The sequence below is a fragment of the Lactobacillus sp. ESL1191 genome, from assembly GCF_058504435.1.
This window is the reverse complement of record NZ_CP196365.1, coordinates 1157753-1174166: the sequence shown is the minus strand read 5'-3', so window position 1 is coordinate 1174166 and position 16414 is coordinate 1157753. Positions and strand designations below refer to the sequence as shown.

The following is a 16414-nucleotide window of genomic DNA, read 5'->3' as shown; positions in this document are numbered from 1 at the left end:
AACTTAATAAGAAAGGTCTAGCGTTTTGAAAAAAATAGAAATGATTGAAGAAATTAAAAACACGAATTATAAGATGCATAAGAGTAAGAAGGGCTGGCTAGTAAGTTATTCCGTTCTGACCTTCATGCTGGGTGGTAGTGCACTAGTTTTGGCGAATAACACCTCAACCGTCAAGGCGGCAGAGATTGGGAGCCAGACAAGTGAAGCTAGTGTAAATAAGGCCGCGCTACTAAGAACCGAGACCGATGCCGTTAAGCAGGCTAGAACAACAGCAGTTACTACTTTAGAAACTGCTGCTAACAGCACTAAACAAAAAATCACAGCTGATCAAAATCTAACTAGTGAGGTAAAAGCTGAACAAACTAAAAATGTCGATGCTGCACTCAGTGCTGCCAAGTTAAAGGTGGCAGCAGTCACTGACCTTGCTGAGATTGAACCGGTTGTGAACACTGCTACAGCAAACATTAAGACTAGTTATCAGGCTGCTATTAAAGGTAAGGTAGCAACAAGTAATGCTCAAGCTTTAAAATCTACAGCTAAGTTGTCAACCTACCAAGGGCTTAATGCATACTTGAAGACAAAGTCAGCCGGTGCTGCTACTAAAGCCACCTTGGCGAAGAGTCCCAGTTTTAGTGCTCTGACCGCTGGTGTTAAGACTTCAAGTACTTCAGTTAATATTCCCGTGAGTGAAATTAATACTGATGTACCAGAGTCTACTTTGTCTGAAATTAAGTCAACTGTAGCTAATCGTGATGAGAGTTCTTCGCTTGATGATCAAAAGAAGGACGCCCAAGCCGCACTTGATACAGCAGCAACTAAGGTTAAGGGAGAAATCGATACCGATGTAACCTTGACTAATGCTGATAAGAATAAGCAAAAGACAGACGTTGATAATTATGTCAGCCAATATCAGGCAGCTATTGATAGTGCACTTGATGAAACCGCTGTTGAAAGTAACAAGACTTCTGGCGTTAGCGCAATTAATGCTGCTCATGTAGCCGGTGCTGATTTGGCCACTCAAAAAGCCATGTCTATCAGTAATGTTAATGATGAAGCTGAAGCCGTTAAGGGTGAAATTGACGACGATTCAACTTTAGACGACACTGAGAAAGCTGCACAGAAAAACAAGGTTGATGCCGATCTTGCTGCTGTCAAAGAAGCTATTAATAATGCCAGTGATGCTCAAAGTATCAAGGATGCTGAAACTGCAGGAATTGACCAAATTGATGACGATCACGTTTCTAATGATGTTTCTATGCCAGATCAAAAGATTGAGGCAATTAACGCTGTCGAAGACGAAGCGACTAAGATTAAAGCTGCTATCGATGCTGACAGTACTTTAACTGATTCAGAAAAGACCAGCCAAAAAACGGCTGTTGATACCGAATTTGCTGCTGCTAGAGATGCGATTAATCAGTCCACTGATTCTAAGGGTGTAAAAGATGCTAAAGCTGCAGGAATTGCCAAGATTGATGCAGCCCATGTCTCAAATACTGTCTCCTTACCTGACCAAAAAACAGCAGCTGTCCAGGCAATCGATGATGAGGCAAGCAAGGTAAAGGATGCTATCGATGCCGATACCACTCTTGATGCTGCCACTAAGACCAGCCAAAAAGCAGCTGTTGATACCGCTGCAGCAGCGGCTAAAGATGCGATTAATCAAGCTATTGACGCCCAGGGTATCAATTCTGCTAAGAGCGCAGGTATTGTCAAGGTTGATGGTAACCACGTTTCAGGAATACCATTAGTAGATCAAAAAACAACAGCTGTCCAGGCAATTGACGATGAAGCAACTAAAGTTAAGGGCGACATTGATGCCGATAGCACCCTTGATGATGCCACTAAGGCCAGCCAGAAGGCTAATGTTGATACCGTTGCAGCAGCGGCTAAGGATGCGATTAATCAGGCCATTGACGCCCAAGCTGTAAAAGATGCTAAGGATAATGGCATTACTAAGCTTAATGATAATCATGTTCCGAATAATGTTTCGATAGCAGATCAAAAAGCGGATGCTGTCAAAGCAATTGACGCTGAAGCAACTAAAGTTAAGAGTGACATTGCTGCCGATAGTACTTTAACTGCTGCTGAAAAAACTGCTCAAAAAGCGGCTGTTGATACCACTGCAGCAGCGGCTAAGGATACGATTAATCAGGCCGTTGATGCCCAGGGGATCAGTGCTGCTAAGATTGCTGGTATTGATCAAATCAAGGGTGATCACGTTCCAGGGACACCATTAGCAGATCAAAAGGCGGATGCTGTCAAAGCAATCGACGATGAAGCAGCTAAGATTAAAGCGGCAATTGATGGCGACAGCACGCTTGACTATCTCGCTCAAAAAACCCAGAAAGCCAAAGTTGATGCTGATGTAGCCGCTGCTAAGAATGCCATTAATAGTGCGGTCGATATTCAAGGCGTAATTGATGCTAAAAATGCTGGAATCACTACGATTGATGGTGATCATGTTGCTGGTAATGATTCGCTGGTAGACCAAAAGAAGCAGGCCCAGGCAGCAATCGATGATGAAGCTAATAGGGTTAAGGCCGAGATTGACCTTGATACTAGTTTAGATGGTCAAACTAAAGCTGCTCAAAAGGCCAATGTTGATCGGGATGCTGATGTAGCTAAAACTAATATTGGTCAGGCAACTGCTGTTCAAGATATTAATAATGCTAAAGATAACGGTATTGCAAAAATTGGTAGAAATCACGTATCGAGCAATAAATCGATATCAGATCAAAAATTGGATGCCAAAGCAGCCCTTGATGCTGAAGCTAAGCAGGTCAAAGACGCAATTGATGCCGATAGTACCCTCGATGATGCTACTAAAGCTAATCAAAAGGCTAATGTTAATAAAGAAATAACCAAGGCTAAACAAGCGATTGATCAAGCAGTTAACGCGCAAGAGATTAGTGCTGCTAAAATGAGTGGTATAACTGCGATCAATGCACAATATGTTGAAAACGTAAATGGCAGCCTGGAAAGTCAAAAAACGGCGGCGCAAGCTGTAATCGATGCCGAAGCAAGCAAAATCAAGAATGAAATTGATGCTGATGCAACTTTAGACAATGAAACAAAATCCGTTCAAAAAGCTCGTGTTGACTTAGATGCAAATTCTGCTAAGAAAAAGATTGACCAGGCAGCTAATGCCCAAGCTGTGAAAGATGCTACGCATACAGGAACAAATAAGATTGACAGTGATCACGTGAAGAACGGTACATCATTGCCAGAACAAAAGAAGAGTGCTCAATCAGCAATCGAGATCGAAGCTGACCGGGTTAAGGCCCAAATCAAGGCTGATCAAGGCTTAGACGATGCTACTAAGATTGCACAAATAGCTAACGTAGATCGGGATGCAACTGCTGCCAAGGAGCAGATTGACCAGGCCCTCAATGCTCAAGACGTAAAAGATGCCAAGACGGCCGGTATTGCTAAGATTACTAGTGATTACGTGCCAATGGGCTCAGTTTCAGATCAGCGGGCAGCTGCACAGGCTAAGCTTGATGCTGAAGCTAAGCAGGTCAAAGACGCAATTGATGCTGACGATAGCTTGACTAGCGCAGATAAGGCGCAGCAGAAGGCTAATGTTGATCGAGCTGTAAGTAATGCCAGAGCAGCAATTGACTTTGCAACTACTGCCCAGGCAATCAAGATCGCTCTGACCAATGGAATTGCTGACGTTGACGCACAGCAAGTAGCAGGTGACAGCGTAGAAAGCCAAAAAGCTAAGGCGGTTGCAGCAATTGAGCAAGAAGCAACTAGAATTAAGAATAAGATCACTAATGATTCAACTCTTGATGATAATGCTAAAACAGCCCAAATTGCAGCGGTTGATCAAGAAGTAGCAACGGCAAAAGCTAATGTTCAGAATGCTACAGATGCACAAGTAATTAAAGATGCGCGTGATCGCGGGATTAGCAGTATTGATGCACAATACGTAACTAATACCCTGTCTCTAGCTGCCCAAAAAGATAATGCTAACCAGTTGCTTAACGCTGAAGCTAATGTGGTGAAGGAAGCAATCAATAGTGATGATTCTATTGACCAGGCGACCAAGAATGCGCAGCTTAAAGCTGTTGATATGCAGCTACAAAAGGCACTAAACCTAGTTAGTCAAGCTGCCAATGCGTCTGCTGTCCAAAAAGCTTATACAGACGGAATTGCTGCCATCAATGCGCAACATGTAGCGGGAATTCCATTAGATACCCAGAAACAGACTGCAAAGGATGAATTAGCTAAAGAAGCTGAAACGATTAAGGCAGCAATCAATAATGATATAACCTTGACCACTAATGCCAGGAATCAACAGATTCTCAATGTTAACTTGGAATTAGCAAAAGCTCAAAATGCAGTTGATCGTGCCAGGACAGTTGAAGATGTTAATGCCAAGCAAAATGCTGGTATTGTTGCCATTGATGCTCAACACATCCCAGGTAAACCACTTGATCAGCAGAAGGCTGAAGCCATCAAAGAAATTGATCAAGCCGCTCAAATTGCCAAGGACAAGGTTGATAAAGATACCACCAAGACGGATGTTGAAAAGCAAAAAGAAAAAGAGGCAATTGATGCCGCTGCTGCCGCCGCTAAAGATGAAGTCAACAAAGGCCAGGATGCAGATGCAATCAGCCATGCTAAAGAAAATGGGACAGCAACCATTGATAAAATTGTAATCGATAATAGCCTTGAGCATCAAAAAGAAGAGGCTAACAAAGAAATTGATCAAGCCGCTCAAGATGCTAAAGATAAGGTTGATAAGGATACTAGCAAGACCGATAGCGAAAAGCAAAAAGACAAAGACGCAATCGATGCTGCCGCCGCTGCCTCCAAAGATAAAGTTAATGATTCTAAGAACAAGGATGAAATTGACAAGGCTAAGGAAGACGGAATCAATACCATCGGCGAAATTGTCACCGGTCTTAATCAACAGAAGACTGATGCCAATAAGGAAATTGATCAGGCTGCCCAGGCTGCTAAGGATAAGGTAGATCGGGATACAAGTAAGACTGCTGCGGAAAAGCAAAGAGATAAGTTAGGAATTGATGCAGCCGCAACCGCAGCCAAAGATAAAGTTAATAACTCTAAGAGTAAGGCTGAAGTAGACCAGGCTAAACAAGCCGGGATTAATTCAATTAATACTATTGCAAATAGCAGTGGTTCGAATGGTTCTTGGAATGGTGGCTCTGGCACTGATGGTTCCAATGGTGCAAATGGGTCAAACGGCGCAAACGGTTCGAATGGTTCGAATGGTGCAAATGGGTCAAACGGCTCCAATGGTTCCGATGCTGCCGACAATTCGGCTACTAAGGTTGATAAGTCTAAAGCAGCCTCTAAGGTGCTTAAACATAATGCTTACTTCTACAATAAAGATGGCAAGCGGGCCAACCTGTTGATTGCTAAGAAGAACTCAACGATAACTACCTACGGGACCAAGAGTATTAACGGCCGTCAATTCTACCAAATTGACGATGATCTCTACATTGCTGTAAATAATGTGGTTGGTCAAAAGCGGAGCTTGAAGAAGAATTCCTTCGTATACAACCGAAAAGGTAAGCGTGTTGGCAAGAAGCTCTTAAAGAAGAGAACTAAGGTTAATACGTTTGGCGATCCAGTGAAGATTCATGGAAAAGCTTATTATGTCATTAGTAATAAGCGCTATGTTAAGGCGAAGAACTTCGGTTCAATCACCATTGAAGCTACTAGTGCTCTTGCTGCTAACGTAACTTCAAATGCCGAGATTTTCCATAACTCGTACGTCTATAACGGAGAGGGCAAGCGGGTAGAGAGTTATGTTCTACTGGCGGGTTCGAAGGTTACAACTGGTGAGACCAAGCAGATTAACAATCAAAGTTTCGTTTCCATTGGTGACGGCCGTTACGTCGCAAGTGAAAATGTTGTAGGAACTACTCGTACGCTCAAGACCCAGGCTTATGTCTACAATAAGTCTGGCCGCCGGGTGGCTAAGCAAGTGATGAAGAAGAATCAAACTGTCAGAACTTACGGCAGTCCAGTGAAGATTCATGGCGAAGCATACTACGCAGTAGGTCACAATAAGTTTGTTAAAGCAACGAACTTTTAGTTAATTAGGAAACCGAATAAGTAAACTTAAATAACAAAGAAGCTCCTATTTTCAATGAGATAGGAGCTTCTTTTCTTTTTAGTAAAATTATGATACTATTTAGATAATTATCTAAATAGAAAGGAGAAAATGTGAGTTTCGAGGTTAGTTTTAAGGCGCTGGCCGACCCAGTCAGACGGAAGATTTTACAGCTGCTAAAGCATGGTTCAATGTCTGCTGGTGAAATTGCCAGTCACTTTGAGATGACGCAAGCCACTGTTTCATACCACCTTAATGTATTGAAAAAAGCTGATTTAATCTGTGAAGAACGCCAAAAAAATTTCATTTATTATTCCTTGAATACTTCTATTCTGGAAGAAATAATGGCATGGTTAGTTGACTTGAAAGGTAATCAGGATGAAAAAAAATAATTATCGTAAAACATTTTTGTTATTAGTTTATTGACCGTCTTGCCGCTATTAGTGGGATTGCTCTTGTATCAAAAGCTACCAGCAAAAATGGCAACGCATTTCGGATTGAATAATGTGCCTAACGGTTTTAGCAATAAGTTTTTGGTGGTAGTGGGCATGCCCTTGCTGCTTTTGTTGCTACAGCTGATAGTATTCTTTGTCTGGTCTCGTGAAGCTAAAGGCCAGGATTTTAACTTTAAGCTAGTTGAAATTACACTTTGGTTGGTACCTGTGATGAGTAACGTACTTGGCTTTACGCTTTATCTGGTGGCACTCGGCCAGCGGTTAAGAATGTCGGTTATCGCTAACTTATTATTTGGTCTTTTGCTACTGATTTTTGGTAATTATTTACCTAAAACAAGGCCTAACCGCGTCGTAGGTATTAGATTACCATGGACATTAGCCAGTTCGACTAATTGGCAAAAAACTCATCGCCTAATTGGTTGGTGGATTGGTTTTACTATGCACGTCATTTCTTCCAAATAACTGGCTGTTTGTCATCATTCTGCTGGTCGTGATTATCGTACCCATTGTTTATCATATAGCCTAAGTAGAGCTGGTAGATAGGTATTTAAAGGTAAAATCACCAAGAGCTGATAACTTCATAGTTTATCAGCTTTTTTGGTGGCAAAAAACAGATTTAGCCACATTTTATTTTAAGTGCGCTTGAGGAAGTAATTAGACCTGTCAAGATTGAGTCAGACTCTAGCTAAAGTTAAAATGCGATAACATATTTTGCCAGTAAAAGTAAAAAGGGATAAAAGCTTAATGGTAATAGTCATAGAAAGTCCCTAAAAACCATGATAAAATATTAAAATGTCTAAAGATAATTAATATGACTATTGTAGATTTATGAAAAAGAAATGGTGAATTGTATTGAATAAGAAGATGATTGAAGAAATTAAGAATACCAACTACAAAATGCATAAAAGTAAAAAAGGGTGGCTAGTTAGCTACTCGGTTTTGACATTTATGCTGGGCGGGGGTTCCGTGATTTTGGCTGACAAGACTTCAGTTGTAAAGGCTGCTGAGATTGAGCGTAAGACTGAAGAAACAGCTAAACTAGCATTGCCAAAAGCAGAAACAGCTTCGCTTAAGCAGGTCCAAGCAAGTGGTAATCAGGTATTATTAGCAGCAGCTAATACCACAAAGCAAAAGATTTCGGCTAGTCAGAGTCTGTCTGCTGCTGAAAAAACTAAGCAACTTAAGGCGGTCAATAGCCTACTTAATAATGCTCAAGTCAAGATCAACGGTGCTACAGATCCAGCAAGTATACAAACACTAGTTGAAAAAACAACGGAGAGTATTAATGCTTGCTATCATCTTCCTACACCTAAGGCTAAATTGGTAAAGAATAAGGCTAAGTTCAAGTTATCAACATATTCGGGCCTTAATTCATACTTGAAGACCAGATCAAAAGCTGCTTCGAAGGGGGCTCTATACAAGTCACAATCCTCTGACTCATTAAGCACTGATTCTAAAGGTAGTACATCAGGTAATATTCCCGATGATAAGATTACTACTGATGTTTCAGATACTAGTCTGGTGGACAATAAGCCAGTAATTGCTAGCCGGGATGATTCGCTTGAGCAATTACGGCAAGAAGCTTTAGCGGCACTTTCCACAGAAAATTCCAAGATCTCTCAAGATATATCACAAGATCCGACATTGGACATGAATGTTAAAAATGAGCAATTGCAACAAATGGGGCAAGTTTTTTCTGATGCTTATGCAAAGGTTACCCAAGCAACCGATGAGCAAGCTATCATAGCGGCAAGGGATGAGGGTATTACCAAGATTAACGCATCTCATATTCCTAATCCCGTATCTTTAGAAGAGCAAAAGAAACAAGCTTTAATGAAATATAATGAGGCAGTAGATAAGGTTAAAGCAGATATTGATGATGATTTGTCTTTAACCGCTGAAGAAAAGCAGCAAGAATTATCTAATCTTGTTATTTCATCTGATCAGGTAAGAGAAAAAATCAATTTGTTATTGTCGGCCTCGTATTTGAAGCAGACTTTAGATGAAGGTATCGAGAGTTTAAAATATGTTCATTTGCATCCTGGATCAGGTAGTGTTCCGGTAACAGAACAAAGAGCTAAAGCAAGTAAGTCGGTTGATGATGCGGCCACTAAAGTCAAAGGCGAAATTGATGGCGATAGCACTTTAACGGCCACCGAAAAAGCTGCTCAAAAGGCCGCCGTTGACACTGACGCTGCAGCTGCAAAAGATGCCATTAATCAGGCACCTTATATGCAGCCTATCAAGGATGCGCGAGACGCTGGCATTGTTAAAATCAATGCTGACCACGTTTCAAATACCGTGTCTTTAGATGACACTAAAAAAGCAGCTAAAGCCGCTCTTGAGGCTGAAGCTACTAAGGTTAAGGCTGAAATTGATGCCGATAGTACCCTTTTGGCAGCGACCAAGCAGTCTCAAAAAGACCAAATTGACCAACTTGTTACTACTCATCAAACTACAATCGATAATGCAGTTGATGCGCAGTCGGTTATTGCTAGCCGGGATCAAGGTTTAGCCCTTATTATGCAGACCCACATTGCTGGTGCTTCATTGGCTAACCAGAAGGCGGCCGCTAAAGAGGCACTAGCTGAAGCTGCGGAAGTAACTAGACAGAAGATTGTCCAAGATCTGGTGATGGATGATGAAGCCAAGGAATGGTATACCCAAAACCTTCAGTATGACCTTCAACAGTACAAGGAAAGAATTGACAGTTATGAAACCAATACAGCCGATCGTATTGCCCAATACAAAAGAGATGGTCTGATTAGTATGCAGAATGCTTATCCTAATGTTGCAGATCTGCTGCGGAGCAGAAAAATTGATGCTCAGTCCGAGTTTTCTGCTAAGTTCAGTAGTATTTATGCCGAAATCAATGCTGATCGAGCTCTGACTGCTACAGAAAAGACAGCGCAACAAGATACGCTTCGTGAAGTTTATCAAGCAGCCAATGACGCTGTCGGTAAGGCCACCACTTTTAAGGAAGTAGCTGAACTAAAAGCCGCTTGGCTTCCCAAGTTTGCTGAGGTTCATGTACCGACTACTACTTCCCTTCAAGCTGCCAAGACCAATGCTAACCAGGCTATCGATAATCAAGTGATCGAGGTTAATAGTGCAATTAGTGCAGATCCAGCTTTGGTGCCAGAAGATGTTACCGTCCAAATCAATAATGTTGCTGTTGCTGCTGCTGCTGCTAAAGAAGCTATTAACCAGGCTACAGACCTGAAGGGGGTCGAAGATGCCCGGGATGCGGGAATCGCTAAGATTAAGGCCGCCCATACTGCAGGCAGTATGAGTCTTTTAGAGCGCAAAAATAAAGCTAAGCTAGCAATTGATAACGAGGCCAATCAAGTTAAGACAGTGATTGACGCTGATATTACCCTTGATTTAGCCACAAAGACGGCGCAAAAGGGCAACGTTGATGCTGATGTAGTCACAGCTAAAAAAGCGATTGATAATGCCTATCCTGCCACCAGTATTGAAAAAGCCCAGGAAGAAGGTCTTGCCATGATTAAAGCAGACCACATACCGGGAGCACCGTTAGCAGATCAAAAAGCTAATGCTAATCAGGCTATTGAGACTGAAGCAACTAAGGTTAAGGGTGAGATTGATACAGATAGCACCTTGACTGCGGTTGAAAAGACTACGCAGAAAGCTAACGTTGACACTGATGCTACGGCTGCTAAGGCTGCTGTTAATAGTGCTAGTGATGCCCAAGCGGTCAAAGATGCTAAGGCAGCCGGTATTGTCAAGATTGATGGTGACCACCTGCAAAGCACTTTAGCTGCCATTAAGGCTGCTGCCATTGCAGCTATTGAGGCTGAAGCAACTAAGGTTAAGGATGAGATTGATATCGATGTAAACCTAGATAATTCTGGCAAGAAGTCTCAAAAAGACCAAGTTAACCAAATAGTTTTGTTTTACACTTCTTCTACCAGTGAAATTCAGAAGGCCACTGATGCGCAAAGTGTTCAAGAAATAAAGGATAAAGCCATTGCGCAAATTAAAGCTGCTCACTATTATGTCTCTACCCTAGAGGAGCGAAAGAGCAACAGTATTAATGGTATTACTAATGCAGCTTATAATTATAAGCAATTAATTGATAATGACTTAGGTTTAAGTGATACTGATAAGGCCACGCAAAAGTCCAATATTGATGCTGATGCTGCGGCGGCTAAGATTGCTATCACTAATGCTGTTGATGCGCAAGGCGTTAAGGATGCCTATGACGAGGGTCTTGCCAAATTGAAGGCGGACTATCTTCCTGGCTCGCTTGATGCTTGGAAGGCTGAGGCCCTCAAGCGAATTAATGATGCTGCTATCAGGGTCAAGAGTGAAATCGCTGTCGATATTACCTTAACTGATGCAGAGAAGATTACGCAAAAGTCCAATGTTGGTGACGCTGCAAATTACGCCATTAATGCTATTAACCAAGCACCTGGCATTAATTGGATAAATTATCCAATGAATTCTGGTATCGAACATATCAATAAATGTCATGTTTCCGGCAAGTTAATAGTAGATCAAAAGTCTGCGGCAAATCAGGCTATTGATGCGGAAGCAACTAAGGTCAAGGGTGAGATTGATACAGATAGTACTTTGACTACCATTGAGAAAACTAATCAAAAGACTATCGTCGATTCAGCAGCTGATGCAGCTAAAGCTGCTATTAATCAAGCAAGCGATGCCCAAGGGGTAAAAGATGCCAAGGATAGTGGCATTATCAAGATTAATGCAGCTTATGTGCCTAACACTGTTTCCTTGCCAGACCAGAAAATCAATGCAGTTCAAGCAATTGATCAAGCAGCAGCTAAGGTTAAGGGCGAGATTGACGCAGATAGTGCTTTGACAGATATTGTGAAGGCAACTCAAAAAGTCAACGTTGATCAAGCAGCAGCAGCAGCAAAAGCTGACATCAATCAGGCAAGTGATTCCCAAAGTGTGCAAAATGCTCAGAATAATGGTATTGCTAAGATTAATGCCTGCCACATTGCGGCCGGTGTCAGCTTGCCAGACCAGAAGCTTAATGCAAGTACAATCATTGATAAAGAGGCTAACAAGGTTAAGGACATCATCAATGCTGATAATAATTTAACCGTAGCCGAGAAAAATACTCAAAAAGCCAACGTTGATGCGGATGCGACCGCTGCTAAAATTGCCATTAACCAAGCCGTTAATGCTGACGGGGTAATTATTGCTCAAGAAGCCGGCATTGCTAAAATCACCGCTGACTATCTTCCCGGTGTAGCTCTTTCAACTCAGAAAGCTAATGCTAACCAGGCCATTGACACTGAAGCAACTAAGGTTAAGGGTGAGATTGATGTCGATAGCACCTTGACTGCGGTTGAAAAGACTACGCAGAAGGCCAACGTTGACACTGATGCTGCGGCTGCTAAGGCTGCTGTTAATAGTGCTAATGATGCCCAAGCGGTCAAAGATGCCAAGGAAGCCGGAATTGTCAAGATTGATGGTGACCATGTTTCAAATTCTGAGTCTTTAGATGAACAAAAAAATAAGGCTCAAGCTGCAATCGATGCTGAAGTTGCTAAGGTTAAGGCCGAGATTATAGCTGATGTAACTCTTAATGATGCTACTAAGGCTGCACAGCAAAATGCGGTTGCTCAAGCGGCAGCTACTGCTAAAACTAATATTAACCAGGCAACTAATGCCAACGAAGTGGTCACAGCCAAAGTTGATGGGATTACTGCAATTAATGCTGCTCATCAATCAGGCCCGTCACTTGATAACCAAAAGTCATCTTTTGTAAATAAGATAAATGAAGCGGCCAATAGCGTTAAGGCCGAAATTGCTGCTGATGTTACTTTGGATGATACTGCTAAGGCGGTGCAGAAGGCCAATGTCGATAACGATGTTACAACAATTCTGGCAGGCATTAACCAGGCAACTGATCTCCAAACCATAGAGGATACCACTTCTGCTGGTATTGCTAAGATTACAGCCGACCATGTTCCTGGTACCCCACTGCCAGATCAAAAAGCTGAAGCTATTAAAGAAATTGCTGCACAAGCAAGTAAGGTTAAGGATGAGATTGCTGCAGATGTGACGTTGACCGATGCAGAAAAGGAAACTCAAAATACTAACGTTGATATTGATGTTGCAGCAGCTATGGCTGCTATTAATGGTGCTAGTGATGCCCAAGCGGTCAAAGATGCTAAGCAGGCTGGTATTGCCAAAATAGCTGGTAATCATATTTCTAATAATGCCTCCTTGCCCACTCAAAAGGCTGAAGCTATTAAGGAAATTGCTGCGCAAGCAGTTAAGATTAAAGATGAAATCGCTACTGATTCGTCCTTGGACGATGCTACTAAGGATGAACAAAAAGCTAATGTTGATCGAGATGCCGCCGCCGCTAAAAACAACATCAATCAGGCGACCGATACCAAGGGCATTCAGGAAGCAAAAGAAGCTGGCATTTCCAAGATTAATAGTGACCATGTGTCTAATCACAAGTCGTTGTCTGATCAAAGGTTAGAAGGCAAACAGGTAATTGATGCTGAAGCAGATCGAATTAAGGCGGAAATTGATGCTGATTCAACTTTAGATGATGCCACTAAGGCAAGACAAAAGATGAATGTTAATAGTGAGGTAACAAAAGCTAAAGTTGCAATTGATCATGCTACCACAGCTCAAGCTATTAAGACGGCTAAAAACGATGGGATAGCAGCAATTGCTGCTCAACACATTACTGGTGAAAATGGCAGCTTAGACAGTCTCAAGACTACAGCCCAAAATGCAATTGACCAAGAAGCAACTAAGATCAAGGGAGAAATCGCTGCTGATGTAACTTTGGATGATGATACAAAGGCAATTCAGCAGGCTAATGTTGCCCGTGATGCTTCTGCTGCCAAAAATCAGATTAATCAGGCAATCAATGCTCAGGCGGTTAAAGATGCTACTGCATTAGGCATTATTAAGATTGATAATGACCACGTGAAGAGTGTAATTTCATTGTTGGAACAAAAGGCCAAGGCTAAAGCGGCGATTGCTGCTGAAGCAGTAAAAGTCAAAGACCAGATTGCGGCTGATCAGGGTCTAGACGATGCTGCTAAGTCTGAGCAAAGTGCTAATGTAGATCGTGATGCAACCAATGTCCAGGAGCAGATTGAGCAGGCAGTTGACGCGCAAGGTGTAAAAGATGCTAAGAATGCCGGTATTGCTAAGATTGCTAGCGATTATGTGCCAAATGGCACGGTGTCGGATCAAAAGATTGCTGCGCAAACCAAGATAGAAGCTGAAGCCAAAAAAGTTAAGGCAGTGATTGAGACAGATATAACTTTAACTAGTGCAGAAAAGTTAAAGCAAAAGGCCAATGTTGATATGGCTGCCAGCAATGCGAAGGCAGCGATTGACCGTGCCGTTACTGCCCAAGAAGTCAAGGTTGCTCTGCATAATGGTATTACAGATATAAACGCACAATATGTAACAGGTGACAGCCTAGATAAACAAAAAGCCAATGCTAATGCAGTAATTGATCAGGAAGCAACCAAAGTCAAGAATCAGATTACTAATGATGCAACGCTGGACGACAAGACTAAAGTAGCTCAGATTGCGGCTGTTGATCAAGAAGTAATGACCGCAAAGAGTAATATTCAAGTCGCAGCAACTGCCCAGGAAATTAGTGTTGCACAGGCCAATGGGCTTGCCAATATTGCTGCCCAGTATGTGACAAACTCGATGTCCTTAGATGAACAAAAAGAACGTGCCAAGCAGTTGATTAATGATGAAGCTAATATAGTAAAAGAGGCCATCAATAGCGATAATTCTCTTGATCAAGCTACTAAGAATAAGCAGGTAAAAGCTGTCGAAGCACAGAGACAAAAGGCTTTAGATCAACTCAGTCAAGCGGCTAATGCGACAGCTGTTCAAAAAGAATATAATGATGGGATAGTTGCAATTAATGCGCAACACGTACCGGGTACTGCTTTGGATATTCAAAAGCAAACTGCTAAGAATGCATTGGTTCAAGAAGCAAACACGATTAAAGCGGCGATTAATAATGACCTTACTTTGACTACTAATGCTAAAAAACAGCAGTCCCACAATGTTGACCTTGAATTAGAAAAAGGGCAAAATGCGCTTGACCGCGCTAAAAATGTTCAAGAAGTTATTGATTGTGAAGCTACTGGTATTAAAGCAATTGATGCACAATATATACCGGGCAAGCCGCTTGATGAGCAAAAGGCGGCTGCCAACCTGGAAATAGACCAGGCTGCGCAAGTTGCTAAAGACCAGGTTGATAAAGATACCAGCAAGACTGATCAAGAGAGGCAAAAAGAAAAGGACGCAGTTGCTACTGCTGCTTCAACAGCTAAAGCCGAAATCAATCAAAGTAAGAATGCTGATGCAGTCAACCAGGCCAAAGAAAATGGCCTAGCAGCGATCAACCAGCTTGTAGTAAATAATAGCCTGGAACATCAAAAAGAAGTGGCCAAGCAGGAAGTAGACCAGGCTGCGCAAGCCGCTAAAGACAAGATTGATCAAGATAAGAATAAGACTGACGCTGAAAAGCAAAATGACAAAGTTGCAATTGATAGTGCCGCTTCAGCTGCCAAGGACAAAGTTGATAAATCAAAGAACAAGGGTGAAGTTGATCAGGCTAAGCAGGATGGTATTAATGAAATAAATAATATCGTGAATGGCAATAGTAATGGTCCCAACGGATCAACTGGCTCGAATGGTTCTAACGGATCCGGCGATACGGGTGGCAGTTCTGGTAGCACTGGCTCGAATGATTCCAGTGCTTCAACTAACTCAACCGGTTCGAATGGGTCAAATAGCTGGAATAATTCAAGTAGTACTGGGTCTGACAGTCCTGAAACTAAACCTAAGCAGTCCAAATCAGCATCTAAGGTGCTGAAGCATAATGCATACTTCTATAACAAGGAAGGAAAGCGGGCTAACCTGTTGATTGTTAAGAAGGGGTCTACCATAACAACTTATGGCACCAAGACGATTAATGGCCGTGAATTTTACCACATTGGTAAGGAGCTCTACATTGCTGTTAATAATGTTGTTGGTCGCAAACGAAGCTTGAAGAAGAATTCATTTGTCTATGACAAGAAGGGAAAGCATGTAGGTCAGAAACTCTTGAAGAAGAGCAGCAAGGTTAATGTATATGGCGATCCAGTGAAGATTCGTGGAAAGTATTACAGCATCATTGGTAATAAACATTATGTTAAAGCAAAGAACTTCGGTTCAATTCAAATTGAAGCCAGAAAGACACTAGCACCTGGCGTAAGCTCAAATGCAGAACTTTCACACGATTCGTATCTTTATAATGAAAGCGGAAAGCGAGTAGATAAGTATATTCTCAAAGCCGGTTCCAAAATTGTTGCTGGCCAAGTCAAAACAGTTAATGGGCAAAGTTTTACTGCAATTGGTAATGGATACTATGTTGCCCAAAATAATGTAAGAAGTTTTGCGCGTTGAACATTAAAATAAAGGAAAAGATGGTTATTTGGCCCAAGTAATTGTATAAGTTAGCTCGAATAACAAAGAACCCCCCAGTGTCAGAAGATACTGGGGGGTTTTCGTTGTAATTTTTGTAGTGGGCATGTAGTAGCCACTTATAATAGCTGTAATCTCAAGAAGTACAGGTAAAACAAAGCTAATGGTAACCTCTGTCAAACGATAGGCAGAATAACAGGTAGTTACGGAGGGGCAAAAGGACTACTATGATTAATTTTATAGTAATTTTAATGATATTAGTAAGTTTTATAAATTAAAATCATATATCTAATATCATAAAAACCACTATAAACAGTGCTTAATTATTAAGATAATGGATGATAAGTTCTTGCCATAACTAAATTATATCCCTGATATGTACGAATGCTATTTATATTCGTTA

Annotated in this window: 4 protein-coding genes; all 4 read left to right on the top strand. The window is 41.7% G+C overall.

Annotated elements, in window-relative coordinates:
• Window positions 1-25 precede the first annotated feature (25 nt).
• Window positions 26-6073, top strand: a complete 6048-nt coding sequence (locus ACSYSN_RS05995) for a DUF1542 domain-containing protein (RefSeq protein WP_491711977.1) — start codon at window positions 26-28, stop codon at window positions 6071-6073.
• 131 nt (window positions 6074-6204) lie between these two features.
• Window positions 6205-6483, top strand: a complete 279-nt coding sequence (locus ACSYSN_RS05990) for an autorepressor SdpR family transcription factor (RefSeq protein WP_491711976.1) — start codon at window positions 6205-6207, stop codon at window positions 6481-6483.
• Window positions 6484-6570: 87 nt separating this feature from the next.
• Window positions 6571-7008: an SdpI family protein gene (locus ACSYSN_RS05985; protein WP_491711975.1), complete on the top strand. Its 438-nt coding sequence runs from the start codon at window positions 6571-6573 to the stop codon at window positions 7006-7008.
• Between the two features lie 390 nt (window positions 7009-7398).
• A complete protein-coding gene (locus ACSYSN_RS05980; protein ID WP_491711974.1) occupies window positions 7399-15993 on the top strand; it encodes a DUF1542 domain-containing protein in 8595 nt (2864 codons plus the stop codon).
• Window positions 15994-16414: the final 421 nt, after the last annotated feature.

Bases quoted from the DNA above. Each gene is read 5' to 3' on its own strand.
- ACSYSN_RS05985 (WP_491711975.1), top strand. From the start codon at position 6,571: ATGGCAACGCATTTCGGATTGAATAATGTGCCTAACGGTTTTAGCAAT.